This window comes from Paenibacillus sp. J22R56 (assembly GCF_056269375.1).
On sequence record NZ_JBWDNV010000004.1, the window covers coordinates 483625 to 509154 of the forward strand.

The 25530-nt window shown below is 46.4% G+C and carries 22 protein-coding genes and 1 pseudogene; 16 read left to right on the forward strand and 7 right to left on the reverse strand.

Features of this window, described 5'->3' with window-relative positions; all coding sequences use genetic code 11:
- Nucleotides 1-30: 30 nt before the first annotated feature.
- Entirely contained in the window at nucleotides 31-1167 is a 1137-nt protein-coding gene (locus tag AC0YNT_RS12815) for a GGDEF domain-containing protein (protein WP_475804912.1), read from the reverse strand.
- A 206-nt stretch (nucleotides 1168-1373) separates the two neighbouring features.
- On the opposite strand from AC0YNT_RS12815, the gene AC0YNT_RS12820 reads away from it, so the two are divergent.
- The 4 genes from AC0YNT_RS12820 to AC0YNT_RS12835 all read left to right on the forward strand — a co-directional run bounded on the left by AC0YNT_RS12820 (nucleotide 1374) and on the right by AC0YNT_RS12835 (nucleotide 3908).
- Nucleotides 1374-1637 (forward strand): hypothetical protein, encoded by a 264-nt coding sequence (locus AC0YNT_RS12820; protein WP_475804913.1) that lies wholly within the window; start codon nucleotides 1374-1376, stop codon nucleotides 1635-1637.
- Between the two features lie 15 nt (nucleotides 1638-1652).
- Entirely contained in the window at nucleotides 1653-2591 is a 939-nt protein-coding gene (locus AC0YNT_RS12825; protein WP_475804914.1) for an FAD:protein FMN transferase, read from the forward strand.
- Complete coding sequence (locus tag AC0YNT_RS12830; protein WP_475804915.1) at nucleotides 2575-3183, forward strand: ferric reductase-like transmembrane domain-containing protein; 609 nt, start codon at nucleotides 2575-2577, stop codon at nucleotides 3181-3183. The genes AC0YNT_RS12825 and AC0YNT_RS12830 overlap by 17 nt, the downstream gene beginning before the upstream one ends.
- A 437-nt stretch (nucleotides 3184-3620) precedes the next feature.
- Nucleotides 3621-3908 (forward strand): hypothetical protein, encoded by a 288-nt coding sequence (locus AC0YNT_RS12835; RefSeq protein ID WP_091188296.1) that lies wholly within the window; start codon nucleotides 3621-3623, stop codon nucleotides 3906-3908.
- Between the two features lie 112 nt (nucleotides 3909-4020).
- Here the strand turns inward: AC0YNT_RS12835 and AC0YNT_RS12840 are convergent, their stop codons facing one another.
- Nucleotides 4021-4902 carry a LysR family transcriptional regulator gene (locus tag AC0YNT_RS12840; RefSeq protein WP_475804916.1) on the reverse strand — a complete coding sequence of 294 codons (882 nt, stop codon included), beginning with the start codon at nucleotides 4900-4902 and terminating at the stop codon, nucleotides 4021-4023.
- Nucleotides 4903-5010: 108 nt separating this feature from the next.
- On the opposite strand from AC0YNT_RS12840, the gene AC0YNT_RS12845 reads away from it, so the two are divergent.
- From AC0YNT_RS12845 to AC0YNT_RS12860, 4 genes and pseudogenes are all read left to right on the forward strand, one after another.
- Nucleotides 5011-6288 (forward strand): adenylosuccinate synthase, encoded by a 1278-nt coding sequence (locus AC0YNT_RS12845; protein ID WP_475804917.1) that lies wholly within the window; start codon nucleotides 5011-5013, stop codon nucleotides 6286-6288.
- 61 nt (nucleotides 6289-6349) lie between these two features.
- Nucleotides 6350-6661, forward strand: a complete 312-nt coding sequence (locus AC0YNT_RS12850; protein WP_475804918.1) for a luciferase domain-containing protein — start codon at nucleotides 6350-6352, stop codon at nucleotides 6659-6661.
- 74 nt (nucleotides 6662-6735) lie between these two features.
- A pseudogene (locus AC0YNT_RS12855) lies at nucleotides 6736-6909 on the forward strand (small acid-soluble spore protein H); the annotation flags it as partial.
- Between the two features lie 167 nt (nucleotides 6910-7076).
- Nucleotides 7077-8000, forward strand: a complete 924-nt coding sequence (locus AC0YNT_RS12860) for a DMT family transporter (protein ID WP_475804919.1) — start codon at nucleotides 7077-7079, stop codon at nucleotides 7998-8000.
- Between the two features lie 23 nt (nucleotides 8001-8023).
- On the opposite strand, the gene AC0YNT_RS12865 is transcribed toward AC0YNT_RS12860, so the two are convergent.
- The 4 genes from AC0YNT_RS12865 to AC0YNT_RS12880 all read right to left on the reverse strand — a co-directional run bounded on the left by AC0YNT_RS12865 (nucleotide 8024) and on the right by AC0YNT_RS12880 (nucleotide 15790).
- Nucleotides 8024-8569: an HD domain-containing protein gene (locus AC0YNT_RS12865; RefSeq protein WP_475804920.1), complete on the reverse strand. Its 546-nt coding sequence runs from the start codon at nucleotides 8567-8569 to the stop codon at nucleotides 8024-8026.
- A gap of 258 nt (nucleotides 8570-8827) precedes the next feature.
- Nucleotides 8828-12670, reverse strand: coding sequence for a galactose-binding domain-containing protein (locus AC0YNT_RS12870; protein WP_475804921.1), 3843 nt, complete (start codon nucleotides 12668-12670; stop codon nucleotides 8828-8830).
- Nucleotides 12671-13456: 786 nt separating this feature from the next.
- Nucleotides 13457-14233: a glutamate racemase gene (gene murI / locus AC0YNT_RS12875; protein WP_475804922.1), complete on the reverse strand. Its 777-nt coding sequence runs from the start codon at nucleotides 14231-14233 to the stop codon at nucleotides 13457-13459.
- Nucleotides 14234-14425: 192 nt separating this feature from the next.
- The gene (locus AC0YNT_RS12880; protein WP_475804923.1) at nucleotides 14426-15790 is read right to left on the reverse strand and encodes a TrkH family potassium uptake protein; all 1365 of its coding nucleotides are present in this window, start codon (nucleotides 15788-15790) and stop codon (nucleotides 14426-14428) included.
- A gap of 210 nt (nucleotides 15791-16000) precedes the next feature.
- On the opposite strand from AC0YNT_RS12880, the gene AC0YNT_RS12885 reads away from it, so the two are divergent.
- From AC0YNT_RS12885 to AC0YNT_RS12895, 3 genes are all read left to right on the forward strand, one after another.
- Complete coding sequence (locus tag AC0YNT_RS12885; protein ID WP_475804924.1) at nucleotides 16001-17131, forward strand: tyrosine-protein phosphatase; 1131 nt, start codon at nucleotides 16001-16003, stop codon at nucleotides 17129-17131.
- A gap of 121 nt (nucleotides 17132-17252) precedes the next feature.
- Entirely contained in the window at nucleotides 17253-18719 is a 1467-nt protein-coding gene (locus AC0YNT_RS12890; RefSeq protein ID WP_475804925.1) for a protein adenylyltransferase SelO, read from the forward strand.
- Between the two features lie 19 nt (nucleotides 18720-18738).
- Nucleotides 18739-18981 carry a helix-turn-helix domain-containing protein gene (locus AC0YNT_RS12895; protein WP_475804926.1) on the forward strand — a complete coding sequence of 81 codons (243 nt, stop codon included), beginning with the start codon at nucleotides 18739-18741 and terminating at the stop codon, nucleotides 18979-18981.
- Nucleotides 18982-19120: 139 nt separating this feature from the next.
- Here the strand turns inward: AC0YNT_RS12895 and AC0YNT_RS12900 are convergent, their stop codons facing one another.
- Nucleotides 19121-19603 (reverse strand): SRPBCC family protein, encoded by a 483-nt coding sequence (locus tag AC0YNT_RS12900; protein ID WP_475804927.1) that lies wholly within the window; start codon nucleotides 19601-19603, stop codon nucleotides 19121-19123.
- A gap of 152 nt (nucleotides 19604-19755) precedes the next feature.
- Here AC0YNT_RS12900 and AC0YNT_RS12905 point away from each other — a divergent pair, with 152 nt between their 5' ends.
- From AC0YNT_RS12905 to AC0YNT_RS12925, 5 genes are all read left to right on the forward strand, one after another.
- The gene (locus AC0YNT_RS12905) at nucleotides 19756-20370 is read left to right on the forward strand and encodes a cyclase family protein (RefSeq protein ID WP_475804928.1); all 615 of its coding nucleotides are present in this window, start codon (nucleotides 19756-19758) and stop codon (nucleotides 20368-20370) included.
- A gap of 122 nt (nucleotides 20371-20492) precedes the next feature.
- Entirely contained in the window at nucleotides 20493-21698 is a 1206-nt protein-coding gene (locus AC0YNT_RS12910) for a YncE family protein (RefSeq protein WP_475804929.1), read from the forward strand.
- 981 nt (nucleotides 21699-22679) lie between these two features.
- The gene (locus tag AC0YNT_RS12915) at nucleotides 22680-22880 is read left to right on the forward strand and encodes a hypothetical protein (RefSeq protein ID WP_475804930.1); all 201 of its coding nucleotides are present in this window, start codon (nucleotides 22680-22682) and stop codon (nucleotides 22878-22880) included.
- A gap of 729 nt (nucleotides 22881-23609) precedes the next feature.
- Nucleotides 23610-24593, forward strand: coding sequence for an ABC transporter permease (locus tag AC0YNT_RS12920; protein ID WP_057304609.1), 984 nt, complete (start codon nucleotides 23610-23612; stop codon nucleotides 24591-24593).
- 15 nt (nucleotides 24594-24608) lie between these two features.
- On the forward strand, nucleotides 24609-25490 hold the full coding sequence (locus AC0YNT_RS12925) for a carbohydrate ABC transporter permease (protein WP_475804931.1): 882 nt from the start codon (nucleotides 24609-24611) through the stop codon (nucleotides 25488-25490).
- The last annotated feature ends 40 nt before the right edge of the window (nucleotides 25491-25530 follow it).

Sequence of the window (25530 nt, forward strand, 5' to 3'; positions counted from 1 at the left end):
TTTTACCTCAAAAGCTTTCGGGAGTGTTATCTAGCCAGCCTGACTGCGGAAAATGCTGTTTCGACCATTGCGTTTGGCCGTATACAGGGCTTGATCACATCTTGTATACATTGATTCCAGATGAGTGTGCTGATCCGGGACAACCGTGAGTACTCCTATACTAATGGTATAAGTGACAGGCAGGCTGCTTGGAACTGTTTCGAGCAGTTTCTTAATCCGCTCGGCCAATTCGTTTGATTGGGCCTCGTTTTTCCCGGGTAACAGGATACCGAACTCATCTCCTCCATAACGAACGAACAGATCGTTCTCCCCTAATTGCTGCTTAATCCGGTTCGTAACATCTTTAAGCACGAGATCTCCTATATGATGGCCGTATGTATCATTAATGTCCTTAAAGCTGTCGATATCAAACAGCAGATACGATACAGCTTCACTTTTTTTTGCAGAGCGAGTAAGAAAATCCTTAGCATGCTCGGTGAACGTTCTTCGATTAAGAGTTCCGGTCAGATCATCATAACTAGCATAGCGAATCAGATCCTGATTGATTTTCTCCTTCCACATGAGTAGAAATCCCATGATCGAAAGAATGGTAAGAAGATAGATAGTCAGCAGGTAGAACAATTGATAAATACCTGGTGTGTAAAAGCTTGCTGAGATATCCGTAAAGAGGGCCGTTACCCCTCTGAAGATATTCGCTGCTATAACAAATAAATAGATATAGCCTATAACTTTCATTAATGAGGATGGTCCTTTAATTAACCGATACACGGGTGCCAGAAGGAATACAAGGATGAAGGAGCAGTAGGCGATTCGTATGTCCTCATTCTGATGAAGGAGTAATTGAAAACCAACGATGCTAAGGAGGAGGAATGATAAATATATTTTTCTGAAGGCAACACGCCATTCGTTCCTTAAGTGTAACAGAGAGATAATTTCCAGAGATGCTCCGATAAACATGAATGAATTGGCAACGGAGAAGGATAGAAAGTCTGATATATCTCCACGTAATACGGCACAGAACCAGGAGATGGACTGCAATAATTTAGCTACGAAGAATGTTCTGACTGGTAAAGCCTTGATCAGATCACGCCAGTAAGCACTCATAACAATAAACGTGAATAGATATCCGATTCCAAGAAAAATAACGATCGTAGTTGAATCGAGCATTATATTTATAATAGTCACCAGCCTGACGAGAAGAATGTCCGTTAATGTCGATTATATCAGGTCAAAGGAAACACTTGGAAGTGATTGTGTGTAAAAAGTAGGTCTTTTTCACCAGATATAACGTTGCATCCCATTTCAGATTGATTTAAGGAATGAAGTATACACTGGCTGTAATTACCATTGAAGCGATGAAGGGGGCTACATAGATGGCTAATCCAAAGTGGGTGAAATGGGTTGTCGGCATCTCCAGCGTAGCATTATTTACAGGTATGGTAGGCGTGATTAATCATTCCGACACAACAACTGCAGCCAGTCCGGTCAGCAGTGATATCATAAACACCAGTCCAACGGACGAGAGTATGCAAGGCGGCAGCAGCTCAGACAGCTTTCAGCAGCGCCCGCTAGGCGGCCGTGGCCGTGGATCGAGCTCAGAGTCAACAGATGAAGGCATGCGGACACACGCATCTTAGAGGAGGGAATCGGGCATGACTTTGCATAGATTTTACGCGATGAATACGCAGTTCTTCACCAAAGGACTGCCAACTGGAGCGCAGGAGATGTCTGAAGGCTGGATGGCCACCGTAGAGGGAAAGCTCAGCCGATTTAATCCACATAGCGAGTTGTCATTATTCAATCGTTCGGCGGGACAACCTTTTCTTGCCTCAACTTTGCTGTATGAAGTGTTGAACGAAGCGAATCGATACTACGAGGCAACAGAGGGGTTATTTAATCCTTATTTGGGCCATGTGATCCGCCAGCTTGGTTATTCGAAGTCCTATGAACTTCTGGAGGAAGAGGCTGTAATTCACGACATAATGTCAAAGCCTTTCGAGTGTGATATTCCTGTAATTCTTGATCCCGATCTAGGTGCCATTAGACTTAACCTGAAGCTTGCTGTTGATCTGGGCGGTTTTGCAAAAGGCTGGAGTGCCCATCAATTATCTCTCATGCTGCAGCAAGCAGGCATCCGTTCTGGAGCAATTGGAGCGGGGGGCGACATTACATTATGGGGAGTACCGGAAGAGGGTTGGACAGTCAGCATCGGTGATCCTTGGGAGGCGAGCCGGGATTTGATGACACTTCGCGTGCGTTACCCAGCCGGAATCGCCACGAGCAGCATAGTGAAACGGCAGTGGAAGGATCATTTGGGACAGTCCCATCATCATATTATTCATCCACATACAGGGGCTTCTGTCCGTTCTGATCTTGCTCAGGTTACGATCTTTGCCCCTCATCTGGTAGACGCTGAGGTGTATGCCAAATGTGTACTTATTCTTGGTTCGGAGCAAGGCTTTGAATGGTTATCTAGTCATCATCCCTCTTGTGCGGCAATAGGTGTTCTGCATGACGGTTCTATACGGACAGTTGGTGTGATTGGGCAGTATGTGGAGGAAGGGGAGCTTCTTCATGCATGGAGTTATTGAAGCTTTTAGTGTATGGACGACTACGCGTGCGTCAGGCATTACCTCGTATTTGTTTCTGTTTCTATCAACGGTTGCAGGCATAACAATAGGACTTAGTCTGGTCAAAAATAAAGCTAAACCAATTGTCCTTACCATCCATCAATCTGCGGGCTGGTTTGGATTTCTATTCGGCATGATTCATGGCTCGGTGCTGTGGTTTGATCACTATGTGGGCTATTCAATCAGTGATGTGTTGATTCCTTTCACGTCTGACTCGCATCCTATTTTGACTGGCCTAGGCACATTATCCTTTTACTTCACCTTCATCGTAATCCTGTCTTCTGATCTGATGAGAAGGCTTGGCAAAAAAGTTTGGAAAATGACGCATATGCTGGCTTTTCCCGGTTACTTTCTGTCTCTTACACATGGGCTCTTGATCGGTTCAGACTCCCATTACCCATGGGCGCAGGCGATGTATTGGTCGACAGGTATCATCGTAGTTCTTCTTACGTGGTATAGGGTAGCTACTTTGAAATCTAAAACACTTGAGGCTCCGAAGAACGGACGGCTGGCCTATCCGCCTGTTAAGCCAATTATTGAGAAGAGTGAATAAGGAGCAAGGCTGTACTACAAGAAGCCCGTTGCTGAGCCGAAAAGTCCACATACAAGAGATAAGACCCTGCGAGGGTCTTATCTCCCCAATACCAGCTACTTTTCCGCGAAATAAGACCCCCGCAGGATCTTATTTCGTGCTAGTCCCATCTTTTCACCCCGTCTACGCGCCATTTTGACAGCGATAAGGTCCTACGAGGGCTTTATCACTTACATACCAGCAACTTTTCTATCTGATAAGACCCCTGTAGGGTCTTATTTTTTGTGCTGCGCCTATCATTCTTCTTCGTCCCTTTCACACGTTTTCTTGTATCCAATAAGCACGCTTTTTTATTTTCGAGAATATACGTTGATACAGGCTTATGGTGGAGACAACTTGCGAGCTTCCTGCATAAAATGTAAGCGTATCACATTCCTCTAATTCGGAGGTGATGAAAAGTGCTAGGATCATTTACACTTTGGATGGAAGTCGCAATGTGGGTCGTAATGGGCTCAATGGCAGCCAACTTATTAGTTGATTTGTTCAAAATGGTAACAGGAGGAAAATTCTCAACTGACTTCGTGTTAGGCTATTTGAAAGACATGGTTTACTATGTGCTCCCGCTGCTCCTTCTTGCAGGTCTTGCTGCAATGGATGTAACAGGCTGGCTAGTTTTGGTCGGCTACTACTTGGGCGCCCTCGCTGTACTGTTAAAGTATTTGATGGACTTGAAGGGTAAACTATAAGACTCATAGATGCAGCAGTTCGAGCCGCTAGAGAGGACTGCGTATCTTCGGATATGATAGGCCGGAGCCCCCTTAGGGAGTGCTCCGGCCTTTGTGTTTTTGCACGAGGCAGTTAAGGTAATAAGGCAAGAAAGGACTTCGTTGCCGCAGATAAAGGAACTCCCCGCAAGGTTGCAATTCCAATAGGACGAGCAGGTATGGAGGGGGTTAATGGAATTTCAACTAGCTCGCCTCGCTGCAATTCCTCAAGTACAAAGTTACGAATGACAAACGCAAGACCAAACCCACTTCTGGCAAATTGGACAAGAAGATCTACGCTGCCAAGTTCAAATTCCGGTGTCAGCGTTATGTCGTGCGATGCCGCATAGTCATCCAAGTAACGCCTGGTATAGCTTCCTTTCTCGAGTAAAAGCAAAGGATATTCGTTTAATTGTTCAAGAGGCAGTGGAGAGCTTGCTGCTAGTGCTTGGTATCCGGTACCTCCAACGAGACAGTCTTGCAGAGGTGTGCTTTCACGAATATCAACTTGTTTATCTGATACTGGGATACTTACAATACCGCAATCAATCTTCCCTTCTTTTAGCAGCCCGAGTGTTTCTGGTGTTGTTCGATTCGTTATCCGAATTCGGATGCCGGGAAGCTCTTTATGAAACTGCTCCAGATAGGGTAGCAAAAAATGCTTGCACAACGTGTCGCTGGCTCCTATTGTGATCTCACCGCTATTCAGGTTGTTCATTTCAGCAATAGCCTTTTCACCAATTTCAACAGACTGGAACGCCTGCTCAATATATTGCAGCAAAACGGCTCCTTCCGTTGTTAAGGTGACGCCCCTTGGCGTTCGGAAGAAGAGCTGCCCTCCCAATGTACTCTCGAGCTGCTTAATCGTATGACTAACTGCAGGCTGCGTAATATGCAGCTGTTCGGCTGCTCGTGATAAGCTCCCTGTCTTCGCAATCCAATAAAAGACACGGTACCATTCCAAGTTAACTTCCATAGGTATTCCTCACATTTATATCGGATATTAGTTATATGAATTATTCTAATACACTTCTTTGCCTTTATCATTTGTTTTGTAAGTAATAAATGAGCGGAGGTTGAGAAGATGGCTGTTACGGCAATTGTAGGAGCAAATTGGGGAGACGAAGGAAAGGGCAAAATGACGGATGTGCTTGCTGCACAATCTTCCTATGTGGTCCGTTATCAAGGTGGGAGCAATGCGGGGCATACGATTATTAATGACTATGGCAAGTTTGCGATGCATATCCTTCCCTCGGGCGTTTTTAATCCGAATGTGATGAATATCATTGGACCAGGAGTAGCGCTGGATATCGACGTATTATCAGAAGAACTTCAGGCTTTATCCTCAAGAGGAGTACCACTTCCGCAATTAATGATTTCTGATCGAACTCAGATTGTACTGCCTATTCATAAGCTGTTTGACCAGCTTGAAGAAGAGCGGCTGGGCAAAAACAGCTTTGGTTCGACTAGACGGGGAATTGCTCCTTTTTATGCTGATAAGTATATGAAGCTTGGCATTCAGGCCTCGGATCTGCTGGATCCCAATCGGCTGCGCGAACGTATTGCTCGGCTGCTGGATGCTAAAAATGTACTCCTCGAGCATTTTTACGGACAATCACCGATAGAAGCTGACGAGTGGATGCCGCAATTGCGTAAGCAAGCCGAGTTTCTAGCTCCATATATCGGCGATACTACGACTTTACTTCAGAAGGCATATATGAATGGCCAAAATATTTTGCTCGAGGGTCAATTGGGAGCACTGCGAGATCCGGATCATGGTGTGTATCCTTTTACCACATCATCCTCTACACTAGCTGGATTTGCTTCTGTTGGAGCAGGGCTTCCCCCATATGCCATTACGGAGGTAATAGCCGTAACGAAAGCCTACTCCAGTTGTGTAGGCGCAGGACCTTTTGTCTCTGAACTGGATGGTACAGAGGCAGAAGCACTCAGGCAGCGAGGCGGGGATGCCGGAGAATATGGCGTAACAACGGGACGGCCGAGACGTGTAGGCTGGTTCGATGCTGTGGCAACCCGTTATGGATGTCGTTTGCAAGGAGCGACCTCGGTGGTGCTAACGAATTTGGATGTATTAGCTTACTTAGACGAAATCCCTGTATGCATCGGTTACGAGATGGAGGACGGCATCACTGATCAGTTTCCAATCACATCGAGACTGACATCTGCCAAACCGGTGTTCAAGCAGCTGCCTGGCTGGAAATGTGATCTGTCGGGGATCAAACATTACGATGAGCTGCCGGCTGAAGCCAGACGATATGTAGAATTTATGGAGTCGGAGATTGGGGTTGTGATCGCAACCGTTTCTGTTGGTCCAAGACGTGATCAGGTCATAACACGATAGACATACGAATAGTTAAGCTGTAATAACATCCATTAAGGTAGTAGAACGGAGGGACTATTTGATGGGGAAGGTTACAGAAGTACTGCTGTCGTGGCCAGGAGTAACGTCGGGGCCGCATCGGTTTGGAGGAATTGAGTTCATTGTTAGCGGAAGAGAAATCGGCCATCTCCATGGCGAGCAGCTTGTTGACCTGCTATTGCCAAAGGCCAAGCGTGATGACGCTGTGAATGTCGGAAAAGCGAAAGCACATCATATTCTTCCTGATTCAGGCTGGGTTTCGATTTATTTAAATACCGAAGAAGATGTTGCACATGCGATTGAGCTTCTTAGGTTCAACTATGAACGGTTTGCAAAAGGGAGAGAAGAGATCTAACGCATAATTGGGTGCATATTCCATTCCTCCTCCGCTCATACTGTAATGAGTTTGAAGCAGAGGAGGTTATGGCGATGGATGTTAATCGGGCAACAGAGATTGCGGCATCTCCGATTATGGCAGATGTGAGTTATAACGGGATCCCGGTCTATATTCAGCATGTGGATGAGGAAAAAGGGACAGCCCGGATTTATCCTCTTGCTGAGCCGGATCAAGAAATAGAAGTACCCTTACGCAGCTTGGCTGAGCCTTCAGCTATGATGGCTATGGAAGTTGATCAAGTGGCTTGTCGGGTGTCTGATAGTGGAATGGAAGAATAAAGCTTTTCGCAGAACAGAGCATAGCGGATGACCGCTGTGCTTTGTTTTTGTATAATTAACTTTTAGATCGTGTGAAAACGGGAGAGACGTAATTCATGAAACAACAAGGGCAATTAAAATCGAGTTTACTATTATTAATCGCCGCTTTAATATGGGGATTCGCTTTTGTAGCACAGCGGCAGGGAATGGAGCATACAGGGCCTTTTACTTTTAATGCGGTCAGATTTGCACTAGGGGCACTGTCGTTGGTTCCGCTCATTTGGGTGATGGATCGAAAATCCGGTCAGACGCCAATGCAGCTTCGCTCATCATTTAAGAGTGCCTCGATGTACGGGCTCTGTTCGGGACTTATTTTGTTCGCTGGCGCGTCTTTGCAGCAAATCGGACTCATGTACACGACTGCGGGAAAAGCAGCTTTTGTTACGGGGCTGTACATTGTTATCGTACCTTTCTTTGGTTTGTTCCTGAAGCAGCGGCTTGGGATAAACAGTGCCGTGGGTGCGATACTCGCGGTCATTGGCCTTTATTTATTATGTATGACGGATGAACTAACGCTTGGCAAAGGCGATCTGTACGAGCTTGTGGGTGCACTATTTTGGTCCGTACATATTCTGATGATCGACAGCTTTTCCAGAAAGACGGACGTGCTGAAGCTATCGCTGGTGCAGATACTGACCTGTTCGCTGTTGAGCTTCATTGCGGCTTTCTCTACTGAAAAGGTTGAGTTAGCTGGATTGTCCGATGCGATTATTCCTTTGCTGTACGGGGGAATCTGTTCAGTCGGCATCGCATACACGCTTCAGATCGTAGGTCAAAAGAACGCACATCCCACACAAGCGGCAATTATTCTGAGCTTGGAAACGGTATTTGCCGCAATTGGGGGCTATCTGCTGCTCGATGAGATACTTGGCGTTCGCGCTGGAATTGGCTGTTTGTTTATGCTGGTAGGCATGATCGTGCCGCAGCTTCCACCGCTTTGGCGTGTAGGTTTAAAGGCAGGCGTTAACGTTAGAAAATAATTGTTTTGAAATGAGGTTTATGATTAATTGAAGAAATCATTTACTTCATAAATAAACTGGGCAAATAACGGATGCTGTTGGCTGTCTTCAGCTTTAATGAATGCATCAGCAAGGCTTTTATAGTACCAGGCTTGCTTTTTCTCACCTCTTTTAAAACGTGACCAGAAGGTCGGGCCAAATGCTTCATAATCCCGTTTCATGCTTCGCAGGTTATGCAGCTTGTCTGCGCACGCCACTAAACGGACTTCAAGCGGATCAGTAGGGATATTCTCGATCGTATGGGTTTTCCGTTCTTCCCAGCTAAGTGATTTATCTGGTTCGGAACAACCCTTCACAATGGAAGTGACTTCATGGCCAAACTTTTCAATCAGCTGCTGCTCCGTAACATCGGTATCCTCCAGAAGATCATGAAGAAGGGCGGCAATAATAACCTTCTCGCTGCAAAGATATGACGATAAGATCATGGCTACACCAAACGGATGGGAAATATACGGCGTATTTGTTCCTTTACGGTATTGGGATTGATGGGCCGTAGCGGCAAACTCGATAGCCATATCTACTAAGCTCATTGGAATCAGCTCCTTTAGGATTGGATATAAGGAAAGTTTACGTGCAGCTGACATTGATGTCGAGAAGGCGAAGGACACATTTTCTTGCAGATTGCTTAACGATGTCCGACATCGTTAAGGAGGTAGAAAAGTAACATTAGTGTGGTCTTAACGATGTCGCGCATCGTTAAGTGGACCCAGCACGTCCACAACGAGCAAAAAAGAGGCCCTCCCATCGTCATCTTGGATGACAGATGGGAGGGCTTCTTCATTTATTGCCTACCAGTTGTTCCCCGATACTCTCGTTACCGTGAAGTTCGGGCTTGCTGCTTCGCCGTAGATCGCGGAGATACCTGGATTGTTGACCTTCACGTTCGTGAAGCTTGCGCCGCCGTAAGCAGGGCCTTGGCCTTGCTCGGCACGTAAGACAAGCTTGATCCCGTAGCGAGTCGGGTTGTTGATGTTTACGTTCTCGATGCGGATATTTTGCATCACCATATTGTTAGGCGTCATGGACTGGAACATAAGGCCGAAGTAGACCGGATTGTTGATGTCTACATTTTTGATCAAAATGTTCTTGATTGCCCGGTCTCCGCCGTAGATCCAGATCGCGCCGAAGTTCTGATAATCGTTAATTTTGTCATCGGCTCCAACGCTGGTCCAGAAGTCTCCGCCGGTGCGATCCAGAGTTGCTCCGTCAATAACGGTGTCTTGATCACCAAAGCCAAGTGTATTGTAGCCAAAGCTGTAGCTGCTGATCGTGATACCTGGATAAGTCAGAGTATCGGCACCATACAGGTTCTGGAACAGATTATTCGAGCCGCCGTATACCGCAAAGGCAGCTGCACGTCTGACATTAGTTGCTGTCAGGTTGGTGTATTTGTTGCCTACATTGTAGGAACCGCCTGCATCGGCAGCGCTGAACAAGGCGAAGGAGTCATCCCCCGTTCCACGAGCATAGTTGTTGTCGATGACATTGTTAGACGAGCCGTTAGTCATGTTGATGCCATCTGCGAATGTGTTCTTGATCCGGTTGTTTTTGAACGTATTGTTAGAGGAGTTCACGCCCCAGTACAAGCAGATAAAATGCTCGACCCAAATGTTCTGAACCGTTACGTTCTGCATGCCGTTACCGTCAATGAATTTGCCCGGTCCGTCAGTCCGATAAATGTAGTTGCCCCATGCGGAGAGGTCACGGATGGTCGAGCCGTTTGCCGCTGAGCCGATGTTGAAGCCCACATCTGTATTCGATTGGTCCTGAGGAGCGACCAGCTTCGTATACCAAGGACCAGCGCCTACAATTTCCGTTGCACGTCCGTAGAGGAAGATCTTACTGTTAATCGTCCAATTGCCGGCAGGGATGTAGATGCCTTTTTTCGTAGTATCCTGTCTGAATTCGTTTAAAGCCTGCTCGATCGATTTGGAAGAGGATACTTCGACGTATTTGCTAGGGTCCGGGTTCGCTTGCGCCGGTGCGACATTTTCCGTCTCGATCATGTCAACATAGATCCAAGGTACATCTCCTGCATCCTTCTGAATCTTAATCTTTGTTCCAACGGGATACACTTGATCCAGCATAAGCTGCGAATCTTCGTAGAGCCAGTAAGCAGTGAGGCCAGCACCAGGTGCATTGTCATAGCCAAGACGGCCAAGCGTACTAGGTGTTGTGTACAGGTAAGAGAACTTGGAAGAGACGTTGAACTTGCCTTTGCTTACCCCATTTGCATAGACGCTTACTGTACCAGTTGTATTCTCGGCAACAGCGTTGCGGAGGACAAAAGCATTCGCCGGGGACGTGAGCGTAAACTCGACATATTCACCCGTTGCATCAAGCTGAACGGCGGAACGTCCGGAAGCTTCACCGGCAAAATCACCTGGCTTGAAGTTAGGAGCTAATTTCGTACCGTTGGTAGTATTCGAAGTCGACTCTGCTTCCATAATCGTAAACGGCATATTTGCGCCGCGGCCCGAGTACAGGCTTACTGCATTGGTGTTATTGGTTTGCTTCGTGCTCACTTCACTGCCATCAGCCGCAACCGTAGTTGTTACCGAGTAGCTGCCGTTAACAGCTGTCCAAGTGCCCATTGTCACGTTGACCGATTGGCCTGCAGCAAGAGATCCGCTATAAGAGCCGTTCCATGACTGAACCGTTGCTCCGGCTGCATTTTTCAATGTAACAGTAATCGCATGAGCGCCGCCGGCAGAAGCGATGTTGCCTTGGTTTTTCAGATTCGTAGTAAGGGTTACCGTATTGCCTGCGCTTGGATTGCTTGGGTTCCATGTCGTCGAGACGATCAGGTCCGAGCTTTGTACAGCTGCTACCGTAATACCAGCTGAGTTGCTGTAGCTGTTGTTGTTATTGTTTTGCTCAATTACCGTGTTGCTCTCGTCGACTTTGGCGCTGACCGGATAGCTGCCTGCATTTCTTGCTCCGGCATTCACCGATACAGTAGCTGTAGCATTAGCGGCAAGCGCAGCAACAGGAGCAGATTCAACAAGCTCGCTGCCCAGATAGAAGTTAACCGAAGAAGCTGGGGAGCCGGCATTGCCGATATTTTTCACCGTTGCGCTAAGGGTAATCGCATCTGTCTCAACCGGAGCGGAAGGTGTCCAGGTTATGCCTGTGATCGTCAGATCCGGGTTAGCAGCTGGTGTACCGTAGATCTCGAATTCCGCCACTTGACCAGCTGGTGCTCCAGAGTTGGCCGAAATATTTAATTGAACCTTGCTAGCAGTAGCAGTGACCGGAATGGTTACCGAGTTGCCGGAGGTTGGGTTAAAGGTATACGACTGTGCGGACACCAGATTGCTCAAGGCTGTTGTGCTTTGGTTAGCACCCAGCACTTGAATCGTTTGGGTACGCGTGCTCCATTCGGTCGCAGGATTAAGCTTCACAACGACGGAAGTAATGTCATGGTTGGCACCTAGATCAACGGTTAATTGGCTAGGACTACTGCCACCTTCCCAATAAGTAGCTGTGCTGCCGTCATTGCCGTTAGCTGCTACAAAAGTAAAAGTAGAGGATGAAGCGGTAATGGTCTTGCCTAATGCTACATTTGATGAGCCGGCAGGAGGTGTTGGAGTAGGTGTTGGAGTAGGTGTTGGAGTAGGTGTTGGAGTCGGTGTCGGTGTCGGCGTTGGAGTTGGAGTCGGCGTCGGAGTAGGTGTAGGCGTTGGAGTCGGTGTCGCCGAAGCAGCTACTGAAATTTGGTCCAGGTTAATGTTACCGGAATCGGTTGTATCGTATTTGTAGGCAATTGTGTTATTGCCGGCATTCAGCGTCAGCGTTTCTGTCTTGGTTCCCCAAGTATCCCAGTTGGCCAGATTGTTCAATGTCGTTTGGCGGATCTTAGTACCGTTGACGTATATGCTGAGCGTGCGTGAAGCCCCTTGGGAGTTTGCATATTTGAGCGAGACATCGTAATTGCCAGCAGAACCTACATTTGCGGTGAAGGTCGTTATTGCACCTTGCGTCCAGTAGCCGTCAACAAAACCTGTACCGGAGTAACCGGTGTGGTCTGTGTTCACTTTGGCGCCGCCCGACAGTGCCGCACTTTCAGCTTGGTAAGTACCGGATGGTGGTGGAGTAACAGCTGCTCCATAGATTTCGAATTCGGAAATTTGTCCAGCCTGCCAGCCTGTGTTAGCGGTGATATTCAGGCGAACATAACGTGTGCTGGCTGCCGAGAAGTTGATTGTAACCGAATTGTTATTCACCGTAGGATTAAAGACATAACTGGCTGAGCCAACGATATTAGTAAATGTCGAGCCATTGGTACTGCCTTGTACAGAGAGGGTTTGCGTGCGGGTTTCCCAGCCAGCAGGGATCTTGAGTACGACCTGATCAATGCTGGTGGTGGCACCAAGATCGACTTGAACCCATTGCGGGAAGGCGTTGTTCGCACTTTCCCAATACGTAGCTTGATTGCCGTCAGCCACATTGGCGGATACATATACATCGGCGTAGCCGCTCGCTGTTACGGTCTTGCCTATAGCAAGGTTAGAACCGCCTGCCGCCGAAGAAGTAGAAGGGTAGAGCGTAAGCTGGAATAAAAGGATGACGAATGCTAAAGAGAACATGAAAAGTGGATTGCGGTTTAACCTTTTGCTTATTGCGAACATAATTAACCTCCTAAAAAGAATGATCAAACAAAAAAATAATGCGCTTACATTTTGACACAAAGTTACATTCAACCACCTCCTAAAATGAATTGCACAGTAAAGGGACTATCTTATGACATTGGGTAATTCTTGCTTCGTAGCATTAAACATGGGGAAACAAAAAACCAATACCGAAAGCTCCTATTGATTCGCGGTAATGGTCATATTGAGGTTTGTTCATGAGGTTATTGTCCGAACTATGAGCATAGCATAATGCACTTGCCGATTAAGCTGAAGATGTATTCCTACGATGAACATGTGTGATTCTATGTATCCATTTCTGTTAATTACCTACAAAATGGAATGAGTAAATTACCCCCAAGAAAACATTCAAGCTCAATCAACCATGCTGCGTCTTTATAGGGAGAACATTCACAGAGGCCAGACTGTACATTATCCAACAGAATGGAGCATCCGAGCCAAGTAACCATAGCTGCATTGGATTCTATCCAGCAGAATTCAGCGCACATAGGCGAAACAGCTCATGATGCGTGAAAGTTAATGGATGGAATCCAACATAATCTACAGTACTGACTCTCAGAATCGATTTCGTTGGATGAGATCCAATGAAAAAACGAGGATCAGGCGTGTAACGCCTTAATGGCATAGGTCTTGCTTAACTTCGATATCATTCCACATCCACATTCTTCGTCGATATGGCCAAAGTAGAGAAGCTGTCATAAGAATAGCAGACGTCTGGTGAAAAATAGAAAACCGGCAGCCAAAAGTGGCTGCCGGTTCCTCGTATTACATATCTTGTTCCTTCAAATAGCTGAGCGCAGAGCGCATCTTCTCGATATAAGCTTCTTCGCCGCCGGTGCACATGAACTGTACATGGCCGCTGCCGCGCCCAGCTCCGATCCCGTAACGGTTCAGCATGGCGGATAAACGACGGATCGTTCCCATATTGCCGTTCACAATCTGAATATGCGGCGGCAAGACCTCTTGCAGAATAGACGTATAGAACGGGAAATGCGTGCAGCCAAGCACGACTATGCCGTAATCCTCAAGATCATAAGGAGCCAGCTTGGCCAGGAAATAATCGCGAAGGACATTCGTATCGAATTGAAGCGACTCGCAATATTGGACAAGCTCAGGCATCGGCAAGGAGTCGACGATGCCTTCTTCATCGACGCGGGAGACGAGTGCGTAATATTTTGGCATCCGAAGGGTAAGGGGAGTTGCCCAGACAAGAACCTTTTTCCCTGTTGCCCGGTTCATCTCCACAGCCGGCTTAACGGCTGGCTCCATCCCTATGATTGGAAAAGAATACCGCTCACGCAGCTCATTAATTGCAATGCTGGTCGCTGTATTACAGGCCACAACAAGCGCATCAATGCCTTGCTCTACCATCTGTTCTACGGTCTGTAGCACGAAGGCGCGTACTTCCTCTTCTGACTTCGTGCCATATGGGACATGCTTCGTGTCGGCCATATAGAGATAATTCTCGGCAGGAAGACGCTTCAGCGCTTCTGCCAGTACTGTAAGTCCTCCGAGTCCGGAGTCGAAAATACCGATCATCATAGATTATGAGTTCCTATCGTATGGTATTGATTACACTCAGCATAACGCGAGAAAGGCGTTAGGGCAAGACTACGATAGGATTATTTGAAATTATAAAAAAGTATAAGAATTTCTCCATACAGGGCTTATAATTCACCACGAAACTTGGCTGCTCCTCCTATGGACAGCCAAGCCGTTTACGCTTGCCTCCGTTTATCCTGTGATCACTCTCTCAATCGGATAGCGGTACTTCGACATCGTTTGCTGTCCGCCGATGATATAGAGGAAGGAGGTTAGCCCAATTCTTCCGATGAACATCAGCAGCATAAGAATACATTTGGCAAATATGCTTAAGTCCGGCGTAATGCCTGTCGACAGGCCCACTGTACCAAAAGCAGAGCATACTTCCAGAATGATCGCAACGAGCTGATGCTGCTTATCTGAGAAGCTGATTGCGATGACGGATAAGATGCACATGACAATGGCCATCATCGATATCGCGAGCGACTTCAGAACATCGTCTGGATGAAGCTCCCGCTTGAATACTTTGTAATCCCGGCGACCTCTGGCAAAGTGGTACACAAACAGCATGTTCAGTACAAAGGTCGTTGTCCGGATCCCCCCGCCTACCGAGTTAGGAGAACCCCCGATAAACATATACACGCACATGAGAAGAAGAGTTGGCAGCGTCAAATGGGTAATATCCATCGTCGTAAGTCCTGCGCTGCGGGTAGTCGCGGCCTGGAAAAAGGCATAAAAGAAGCTTTCATGCCAGGACAAGCCTTTGAAATAATGCTGTGATTCGAACAGCAGGATCAGAATGGTGCCAATTCCGAGCAATATGAAATAAGTGGACGTCGCAAGCTTAGTAAATAAGGAGAAACGGAACGGATAGTTCAGATCGAGCTTTTTCCGGGACAAGAATGCCTTCACTTCAATTAACACTGGGAATCCAATCGCGCCAAAAACAATAAGTAATATCGTGACCAGCTGCACGAAATAATCATCCTTGAACGGAATCAGTGACTGGCCAGTAATGTCCATTCCGGCATTGGTCGTTGCACTAACGGATGCAAACAGGCCTTGCAGAAAAGCTTCCTGCCACGTCGGAAAGTAGCGGAGGAAACGCAGACCAAATATGATCGCTCCGACCAACTCGGTCAATAGAGTAATCCGCAGGATCTCCTTAACCAATTGGACAAGCCCAGACAATGCAAATTGATTATTGTCGACCATGATGAGGCGGCGCTCGCGCAGGCCGATTTTGCGTCCGATGAGCAGCCAAAAGAACGTACTCATCGCCATAATGCCGATGCCGCCGAACTGCAGGACGATCATAATAACGAAATATCCGAACACGCTATATGTTTCTGCGACGTTAAATACGCTTAGTCCAGTATCGCTTACGACACTGACAGCCGTAAAGATGGTGTCAAAAAAGGATACTTTCATTCCGGGTTTCCGTACGGCAGGAAGGCTGAATAGCAGGATAGATAACAGCACGGCCACAATGTAATAACCAGAAATGACTTGTGCGGGTGAACGTTTGCTCACCCAATTCCGAAATGTTCTCCACATGAATGATTAATCCTCTCCGATGTTTCTTTTCAGATAGCCATAATATGGTTAGATCGGAGCGGAAATATGCGGAAGGCTGCATTTACAAACTCTTCACCAAATTTTAAAATTCCCTTTATAAAGCCCCCCTACAATAAAAACATGAATACAAGTCGTATACGAGCAAGACACAACCAGTACACAACCAATTTGTAGGGGGAAATAATAACAATGAAATTATCCAAAGCTTACGCAGCAACCGCAATCGCAGCATCTCTGGTACTTGGTGCAGTAGCTGCACCAGCAGCAAGCTTCGCAGCACCGGTTGCAGCATCCCAAAAGCAAGTGCAAAGCGTATTCACACAAGCAAGCGTTGAGCGTACAGCAGACGGCAAATTGAAAATTCACTGGAACTCGAATGTAGATCTTGGCGCTGCGAAAATCCTGTACAGCACCTCGCCTGACAATATCGCGATAAACGGCAAGCAGCTGAAACGCATCAACGCCAGCTATAACGGTTATGTAACATCCGATCCGAAGCCAGGCTCCCGCTTGTATTTCTATATTAAGACAAGCAGCGGCGCGACAATTACGGTTGCTGAACGCAAAGTAAACCTACAAGGCGCATTCAACTTCCGCGACCTAGGCGGTTACAAAACAACTGACGGCAAGACTGTAAAATGGGGCAAGCTGTTCCGCGGCGAAGAGCTTGGACATTTGACGGATGCTGATATTAAGATTGTTCAGTCCATGGGTATCAAATCAAACGTTGACTACCGTACTGATGCAGAAGTTAACGCTATGCCAGATCCGATTATCCCAGGTATCACAAATATCCGTACCGATGCAGGTAATGCTGGTTCGACAGCAGATCTGAACTCCATGATTGCTTCTGGTATGATGAAAGATGAAGCTAGTGCAGTTGCAATGATGGCAGGCTTCAACAAGCAAATGGTTGATAGCCCTAAATTCTATGTTCAACTGATGGAATTGCTTAACGATCCGAACAATATCGGCTTGCTGCAGCACTGTACAGCTGGTAAAGATCGTACAGGCCTTGGTTCCGCAATCATCCTCCTGGCACTTGGTGTAGATGAGAAAACAGTGATGGACGACTACCTTCTGAGCAACGTTTACCGTGCAGAAGCTAACAAAAAAGCAGTTGATGCTGTCAGAGCTCAGGTGAAAGATGAGAACGTTGTTGCAGCTATCTCGGCAATGATGGGCGTTCAGAAGGAATTCCTGCAAGCAGCAATCGATGAAATGAAAAATAAATACGGCTCAATCGACGCTTTCCTTGAAAAAGGTCTTGGCATCACCAAGCAAGAGCGTGCGAAGCTGAAAGCCATGTACACAGAGTAAGATTTCATGCAGAGTCCGTTGACCATTTGGTCACGGGCTCTTTTTTATTTGGACGTTTCTTCATGGTAAATGGAAGGAAGGTTATAATAAGGTTAAATATGAAAATGGATTGGAGACCAAGATGACGGATAACAAATCGCAAATAGGCTGGAACTTTGAGAACAGCTATTCTGGCTTGCCGGACTTATTGTTTACCAAGCAAAATCCTATTCCTGTATGTGCTCCGCAATTAATCAAGTTAAATGAATCACTTGCTGCTGCACTTGGATTACATGCTGATGCACTGCGCGGAAGTGATGGTGTAGATGTGTTTGCGGGTAATCAGGTTCCAGAGGGCGCGGATCCGCTTGCACAGGCGTACGCCGGACATCAATTCTCTTATTTCAACAAGCTGGGGGATGGCCGGGCAGTGCTGCTTGGCGAGCAGATTACTCCACAAGGAGAGAGAGTGGATGTGCAGCTCAAGGGCTCAGGCCGGACGCCTTATTCCCGTGGTGGAGACGGCCGGGCAGCGCTTGGACCAATGCTGCGTGAATATATCATCAGCGAGGCGATGCATGCACTGGGCATTCCGACTACACGCAGCCTTGCTGTTGTGACAACAGGCGAAGAGATTGTGCGGGAAAGCTTGCTGCCGGGAGCTATTCTAACTCGTATCGCAGCAAGTCATATCCGCGTTGGAACCTTCCAATATGCCGCACAATGGGGAACACATGAGGAGCTTCGTGAACTGGCGGATTATACGATTAAGAGGCACTATCCGAATATGGAAGATGGGGACAACCGCTATGTCAGCTTCCTTAAGGAAGTGATCAAGCGGCAGGCCTCACTTATTGCGAAGTGGCAGCTTGTTGGTTTTATCCACGGCGTTATGAATACCGACAATATGGCGATCAGCGGAGAATCGATTGATTACGGGCCATGTGCGTTTATGGATACGTATGATCCGGCTACGGTCTTCAGTTCAATCGATCGGGAAGGCCGTTATGCTTACGGCAACCAGCCGTATATCGGTTCATGGAACTTAGCTAGATTAGCTGAAGCTTTGTTGCCGCTGTTTGATGAAGATGAGGAAGGGGCAATCGAGCTTGCCCAAGACGCGTTGTCTGATTTTAGCGAACTGTTTCATGAGCATTGGCTACAAGGGATGAGAGCGAAGCTTGGGATTTTCAATGATGAGCCTGAGGATGAAGCTCTGATTGAAGCTTTTCTACTGCTTATGCAGAGCAACAAGGCCGATTACACAAATACGTTTCGTGCTTTATCGCTGGATAAGCCGGAGGATACGGTACTGCATGGGATAACGGAGTTTGCCGAGTGGCAGGAGCAGTGGCAGGCAAGGTTGGACAGACAAGTGGAGTCCAAGGAGGATTCTTTGAGGCTGATGAGAAGCAGCAATCCGGCTGTTATTCCGCGCAACCACAGGGTAGAAGCAGCGCTGGAAGCGGCAGAGCAAGGTGATTTATGCGTCATGAATAGTCTGCTGGAGGCACTTAGCAACCCGTATGCTTACTCGGAAGAACAGGCGGAATATGCTCTGCTGCCAGATGAATCCCCACGTCCTTATCGGACGTTCTGCGGGACATAACTTGAGGGAGATTAACACCATGAAATATGAACTTGGCCGATGCTTGTTGCAGGAACAGCTAGAGGAGCGGGGAATGAGCAGAGAGGCGCTGGCAGGGGCTTTGTTTTATAAGCCGGAGCGGCTTGCGGACTATATCGATAATAAGCGGTTAATGCCGCTAAAGACGGCAATCTCGATCGCTGATACCGTAGGTTGTACGGTCAATGATCTATATGAGCTTATTCCCGTAGAGAGAGGTAACGGTCGATCTGGGAGAGAATGATGGCAGTGGCGGAAATGACGAGCCTTGATCGTTGAAGGAAGCGGGCCAGCCGTTTCCGAATTTTAAGAGGCTGGAGCTATAGGGTGAATAGGAAAAGGACGGGGCAGCCCGTCCTTTTTGTTATTTAATAATGTGGCTGTTAGTGAAGCTGCTGCAAAGCGTCCTGATATTTCGGATACCAGCGTTCCCAATGCTCGCGGCGTGCAGCAAGAGGTTGTCCGGTGTCCAGCAAGGATTGAATCATGTCAAAGCATACATGCCAGCCTGCCAGATCCTTTGGTGTATGATCGGAAGGAGTAAGGATGCTTTCAATTAATTGAAGTGTGCAGACACCGTCTTTTTCATGCAGCTCGAACCTCACGGCCATGTCTTCACCCCAAGTGAAGGCGAGCACGGATAATGGCTCATAGGCGGTAATCCTCATCGTCTCATAATTGCCGTCACCCATGTTGAAGCTCAGGTGTCCGCCTTCCTTCAGATCCTCTACCCGAAGCTCGGAGAACCATTTCGACAGTTTTTCGTTAACGGTAAAATAAGACCAGACCTCTTCTTTCGGATGTTTCAGCTTGCGCTCAAACACCACTGTATAACCAGAGCCTTCTCTTCGAATGGTTGCCAGCATACGGACTAATCCCCTTTGTAAGGAAGTAACATCAAGGAAAGTGTATCAAATGGCGGCATGGGAATAAAGAGAGTGCTTGATTGACAGGGTTCATTCGCTTGGCGTATAAGGAGAGTACATCGGACAATGAATTAGAGGAGGCATATAAAAGGATGCTGATCGACCTTACCCATACGATTGTAAACGGGCTGCCGCCGTTCCCGGGAGATGCAGAGACGGAGCTCGTGCAGTCGAGATTTTTCCAGGCGGATGGCTACAACAATCACCAGTTGAATATTAACATGCATGCGGGAACTCATATTGATGGGCCTATGCATTTAACGGATTGTTACGAGTATTTAAATGAGGTTCCTCTAGAATCATTCATCAGCGAAGGATGTCTGTTAGATGTAAGAGGACAGGAAGTTATTGATTATAAAGACGTGTATGAGCAACGTATCGGAGAGCATCAGATTATCGTGGTGTATACGGGGCATAGTCACAGATTTGGGGAACCCGGCTATTTTACGGATTATCCTGTTCTTACACCAGCGTTTGCTGATTTGCTCGTTCGGAAAAAAACGAAGATGGTTGCTCTGGATACACCGTCACCGGATCGGGACCCCTATGAAGTACATACTCGTTTATTCGAAAATCGTATTCCTATTGCTGAGAATTTGACGAATGTAGATAAGCTTTTGGACGTACAAGCATTCGAAATCATTGCACTGCCCCTGAAAATCCGAGCCGATTCATCAATCGCACGTATCGTTGCTCGGGTTTTGTAGCGAGAATCACTGTGGGACAAATGTTCGGCGTACAAATGACCGATGCCATATACCCAAGCCATCCGTGTCCCAGCTTCTTATAATAAATAAGCGGTTATGCAGGATTGGGAAAGGAGATCGGTATGAAATTATATGGCCGGAGCAAGAGAGAATCGGTTCCGCTGCTGCTGTATATGTCTCAGCAGCAGTCAGGTTTTTTGTCCCCTCCAACAAACCACATAGATCAGCCAAAGAAGAAAAGGAAGAAACCATACAGCAGTGAGAAAAAGCAGAAATCGATCGTTACCAACACCAATACCACCACCAACACTAATATCAATAGTCGAGTCAGACCCGAATACCGAACAAAGCTAAAGCCTCATAAACGGTATGGTATGAAAGAGCTGGAGGATTTCGTAGAAGAGGTTGAGCTTGAGCTTGATCAGATGGATGTTAATCTGATCTATGTCACCTCACAAGAGGATAGTCTGATTACCGTCATTGACGGAGAGACGGAAGTCGTTATTCGGACGATCCCTTTATCTCCGGCTGGTTCATCCACACGAGGCATTACCCATAATCCAATAACGAATCGTATTTATGCGATTAACAACGTCACACATAATGTCTCCGTTATTGATGGTACGACAGGTAATGTCCTTGCAGTTGTCCCGGTCAATCCTTTTCCTTGCCATGCGGCGGTGAATATGGTCACTAATCATGTCTATATCACTAGTCTTCTGCTGAATACAGTAGATGTCATGGACGGGGAGACTAATACCATCATCCGATCGGTAGGAGTGGGCAATATTCCTTCGGGTATTTCCGTCAATCCGGTTACGAATCGTATTTATGTCGCGAATGGCGATCCCGATAACGACGTATCGATTATTGATGGTTTGACGCATACCAGGATATTCCCGGATATTCCGGCGGGCAAAGATCCCGGTTTGCTCGCCATTCATACGGCTGCGAATCTGATTTATGTTCCGAATTTCAAGAGTAACAACGTCTCTGTGATGAATGGAGCAACCCATTCCTTGCTGACAACCATTAAGGAAGGAATCGGGGTTAATCCTTATGCAGCGGCGGTTAATCCATTGACGAATCTCGTCTATGTATCGAACTTCGGCAGCGATTCCTTATCTGTTATTGATGCCGCTGCGAATACAGTGGTAGCGACGATCCCAGTTGGCAGCCATCCAAGAGCAGTTGCCGTTCATCCAAGAACAAACCGGATTTATGCTGCGCTGGGCAGCGAAGTTGCCATTATTGACGGAAAGACAAACCAAGTAGTGAACCGCATAAAGGTGGCTGCTAACCCTAGTGGTATTACAATACAGGATTAGCATATTGAATTAAAAAGTACAACGACATAATAATCCATTAGAACCTTGATAAATCAAGGTTCTTTTTCGTATTTTCTTGTCATTTATTTTTTGATGTGAAAATCCCTTAATCTAGCGCTGCCGACAAGAAAATCACATTATTATGTGTTGTATGAGCAATATTTGAGCGAGTTAAGCTAAGAAAATAAAATGAAGACAGACAAGACACTTTATTCAACTACCATGAAAATTAAATTAGCTCAAAACCAGTAAATGAGCAAAACAAAAAGACCCAAAAAAGCACTTTTTAAAAAAGGCCTGAGCCTATGATATTAACGATTATGTAGTTGAAGAGGTAGTAGCGACTTTCTTCTAAAAGCAAAGGTAAGGCTGGTGCAACCAGTCAAAAAGGATTAATCTCCCATAAGTGCTACCCGTAAAGGGTGCGACATTCTGTGATGCACCGTGATGGTTGGAGTCAGACTAACGGTTGGGCTCTAATGGCACCATAGTTCACAGACCTTCTTCCTCCAGCCCCGTTAGAAGTATTGACAGATTCTAAACATTTTCATCCTCTGTGGTGCAGCGCTGATCTTACGCTGCATGTATGGCTAACGGGGAACTTTAGCTCAATAGGAAACGGTAGCCGGTGTACAATGACTGGCTACCGTTTTGTCAACTAAAGGTCTGGTCAACTGAATAATATCGTAAAGGTCTGGAACAATATGTATAAACTATCGAGAGAAGTGTATTGTGAGTATGCTGAAGACATTAGATGGACTTGATCCAAGGTGACGAAATCCTGCGAATGAGTGAGTATATGTGAGATAAACCCTTAAAACCGAGGGACGGGAGACTTTAGTTCAACAATACAGGAGCAGTTTGCCACTGCGGCAGTTGCTCTTTGTGTCGTTAAGCTGTTTGGCAACGGCAATAAGTGCATGTGTAGATGCGTCGATATAATGGGAATCCTTTTCAAGTAAAAGGAGGGTATGCTACGGGATGGCCCTGAGAATTGGCTACTTAATGATGATTTGCTGGGTTTTTTATGTAGTTTACTCTATTCAGCATGTGGATACTTGGAACGATGATAACCGTATTGCAATAGCTATATTCATTGCCTTTGCAGGACTAGTGATATTCCCTGTTTATTTTGTCTCAATTTACTTTTTTGAAAAAGTGAGAAAAATCCTGCAACGTTAAGCTATCTAGGAACGATAGTTCAAAACAACACGACAGCAGCCGTCAACAAGTAAGCGGGTGTTGTTTTTATTGTGTTGATTTAAAAACACAGTGTGTAATGCAATTGAGCCTCAGTCAGTAATATATTATTGGGGCCAATGAATACATTTAATAGAATGTTAAGGAGGGTACAAGCAAGAATAAGAGCATTAGTTATATATTCGGGTTAATTGGTGGAGTAGGACTAATTTTCCCTCTTATTTTAGTAAGTAGTATTCCTACTTCAATCGCCAGAATTGTATTTTATAACTTCGAATTTAATATAATAAAACTCGTTGCTAATATTGGCTTTTATACTGTTTTACTATTCAGTTTTTTACTGGTTTTAAACGGAATTAAATCTATAATTAAGAAGTAAAGAGAGCATATTGCCCTCTGTGAATTCAACTAACGGAGAACACTAGCTTAATAAAAATGTCTAAAACCTTCTATTAGAAGCAAACTAGTAATAGATGCTCTAATGGGAGGTTTTTCTTATGCTTATAAGCGAATTTATGGTCATTGTATGAGGCAGATAAACGTATCCAGGGATTTAGCACGAATACCTTGAGAGCTTATGCATTGCAACTGAAAATATTAGTTATCGGGCACCTTGCCATCCAATCTTCAAAAATGACAACGCTTTCTTAAGAATGTTGGCTTTCGACGCTCTGATTCGAAGAGTACACTGAAAACAAAGGAGGAGCAGATATGGAGTTGGATACACGCGTAACCGGAATTAAGGGAAAAACAGAACAGCGAACGCAGTTTTGGAAGCGGTTTAAAAAACAAAAAACGCTGCACCTGTTCGTTGGGCTCGGCATGATATTTTTGCTTGTCTTCGCCTATACGCCGATGTTCGGCATTCTAATGGCATTTAAGCAGTATTCCATCTCTACCGGAATTAAGGGCATTTTTACAAGCGAATGGGTGGGATTAAAGCATTTCAAGGAGTTCTTTAATGACTATCAGTTTGGAACAATCGTTCGAAATACGCTGGCATTGAGTCTGCTAAAAATCCTTTTTGCTTTTCCGGCTCCCATATTGCTGGCCATTCTATTAAGCGAAGTGAAAAATTTGAAGTTTAAGCGTTTTGTCCAAACGATCAGCTATTTGCCCCATTTCATCTCGTGGGTTGTCGTCGCAGGCATCGCTTTCGCCTTCCTGTCGACGGATATCGGGATGGTCAATAAAGCGCTTCTAGGGCTAGGCATAATCGACAAGCCGCTTGACATATTGACGAACCCCAACTATTTCTGGGGACTGGCGACTGGAAGTGCCGTCTGGAAGGAGATGGGCTGGTGGACGATTATCTTCCTGGCCGCCATAGCGGGAATTAACCCGTCATTATACGAAGCCGCGCAGATCGACGGAGCGGGCCGCTTGGCTCGAATTCGCCATATTACGTTCCCTGGAATGAAGGGAACGATCGTCGTTGTACTTATTCTGACGATCGGAAGCATTCTGGGCGGAGGACTGGTGGGCTCCAACTTCGAGCAGGCGTTTCTGTTCGGCAACAGCATCAACAATCCGACCTCGGAGATCGTGCAAACTTATGCGTTTAAGGTCGGATTAAGAGACGGGAGATTTTCCTATGCGGCAGCGATTGATTTGATCCAGTCCGTCATTTCCGTCATCCTGATTTTCTCCAGCAACTACATTGCCAAACGCACTTCGGGATCAAGTCTATTCTAGGAAAGGGGAGCGTGCATGCAGCTCAGCCAAAAACAAAAAGATCGTATCATGGACGCTATGATTTATGCATTACTAGCCATTCTGACGTTATCGATGCTTTATCCGTTCTATTACGTCCTGATTCTTTCCTTCAATAAAGGAACCGATTCGCTTCTTGGGGGCGTCTATCTATGGCCAAGGACCTTTTCCTTTGAAAATTACGCGCGATTTTTGGATGACCCCCACTGGTACCGTGCTTTTTTGGTCACGATTATGAGAACGCTTGCGGGAACCGCCCTAGGCGTCCTTTTTACCTGTTTGGTTGCTTATGGGCTGTCTCACCGCGATCTGCTGTTTCGCAAAGGTTATTTCACGGTCATTATATTCGCGATGTACTTTTCCGGCGGTTTGATACCGTATTACGTCGTTCTGCGCGCACTGGGGCTGCTGAACACGTTTGGTGTCTATGTCATTCCTTCCATGTTAAGTACGTTTTTTCTGCTGATAGCCATTTCGTTCTTTCAGGAAATTCCGAGTGAACTCAAGGAGTCGGCTTACATGGACGGGGCTACCGAGCTCGTTATTTTCTACCGGATCATCCTTCCCGTCTCTATGCCGCTGATCGCAACCATGTCGCTTTTCTTGGGGGTTGGTCAATGGAACTCTTGGCTGGATTCCGCTTACTTCGTGCAGTCGGAAGGTCTGCGGACGCTCGCTTTCCGGATGATGGAGGTTATCAACAAGAGCAATGCGCCGATGGACGCTATAGCCGTTGCGAACAGCGCTTCAGCGGGCGTCACCAGCTATTCGCTTCAGGTAGCGGCCATGGTTATCTCTATCGCTCCTATCGTATGCGTCTATCCGTTCCTCCAGAGGTTTTTCATTCAAGGCATTATGCTGGGTTCCGTGAAGGGTTGATTTTGTTGGCATGATATTAAAGCGTTTGCTTTAATATAAA

Coding starts and splice junctions, on each gene's coding strand:
- AC0YNT_RS12815 (WP_475804912.1), bottom strand. CDS start 1,167: ATGCTCGATTCAACTACGATCGTTATTTTTCTTGGAATCGGATATCTA.
- AC0YNT_RS12820 (WP_475804913.1), top strand. CDS start 1,374: ATGGCTAATCCAAAGTGGGTGAAATGGGTTGTCGGCATCTCCAGCGTA.
- AC0YNT_RS12825 (WP_475804914.1), top strand. CDS start 1,653: ATGACTTTGCATAGATTTTACGCGATGAATACGCAGTTCTTCACCAAA.
- AC0YNT_RS12830 (WP_475804915.1), top strand. CDS start 2,575: ATGCATGGAGTTATTGAAGCTTTTAGTGTATGGACGACTACGCGTGCG.
- AC0YNT_RS12840 (WP_475804916.1), bottom strand. CDS start 4,902: ATGGAAGTTAACTTGGAATGGTACCGTGTCTTTTATTGGATTGCGAAG.
- AC0YNT_RS12845 (WP_475804917.1), top strand. CDS start 5,011: ATGGCTGTTACGGCAATTGTAGGAGCAAATTGGGGAGACGAAGGAAAG.
- AC0YNT_RS12850 (WP_475804918.1), top strand. CDS start 6,350: ATGGGGAAGGTTACAGAAGTACTGCTGTCGTGGCCAGGAGTAACGTCG.
- AC0YNT_RS12860 (WP_475804919.1), top strand. CDS start 7,077: ATGAAACAACAAGGGCAATTAAAATCGAGTTTACTATTATTAATCGCC.
- AC0YNT_RS12865 (WP_475804920.1), bottom strand. CDS start 8,569: ATGAGCTTAGTAGATATGGCTATCGAGTTTGCCGCTACGGCCCATCAA.
- AC0YNT_RS12870 (WP_475804921.1), bottom strand. CDS start 12,670: ATGTTCGCAATAAGCAAAAGGTTAAACCGCAATCCACTTTTCATGTTC.
- murI (WP_475804922.1), bottom strand. CDS start 14,233: ATGATGATCGGTATTTTCGACTCCGGACTCGGAGGACTTACAGTACTG.
- AC0YNT_RS12880 (WP_475804923.1), bottom strand. CDS start 15,790: ATGTGGAGAACATTTCGGAATTGGGTGAGCAAACGTTCACCCGCACAA.
- AC0YNT_RS12885 (WP_475804924.1), top strand. CDS start 16,001: ATGAAATTATCCAAAGCTTACGCAGCAACCGCAATCGCAGCATCTCTG.
- AC0YNT_RS12890 (WP_475804925.1), top strand. CDS start 17,253: ATGACGGATAACAAATCGCAAATAGGCTGGAACTTTGAGAACAGCTAT.
- AC0YNT_RS12895 (WP_475804926.1), top strand. CDS start 18,739: ATGAAATATGAACTTGGCCGATGCTTGTTGCAGGAACAGCTAGAGGAG.
- AC0YNT_RS12900 (WP_475804927.1), bottom strand. CDS start 19,603: ATGCTGGCAACCATTCGAAGAGAAGGCTCTGGTTATACAGTGGTGTTT.
- AC0YNT_RS12905 (WP_475804928.1), top strand. CDS start 19,756: ATGCTGATCGACCTTACCCATACGATTGTAAACGGGCTGCCGCCGTTC.
- AC0YNT_RS12910 (WP_475804929.1), top strand. CDS start 20,493: ATGAAATTATATGGCCGGAGCAAGAGAGAATCGGTTCCGCTGCTGCTG.
- AC0YNT_RS12915 (WP_475804930.1), top strand. CDS start 22,680: ATGGCCCTGAGAATTGGCTACTTAATGATGATTTGCTGGGTTTTTTAT.
- AC0YNT_RS12920 (WP_057304609.1), top strand. CDS start 23,610: ATGGAGTTGGATACACGCGTAACCGGAATTAAGGGAAAAACAGAACAG.
- AC0YNT_RS12925 (WP_475804931.1), top strand. CDS start 24,609: ATGCAGCTCAGCCAAAAACAAAAAGATCGTATCATGGACGCTATGATT.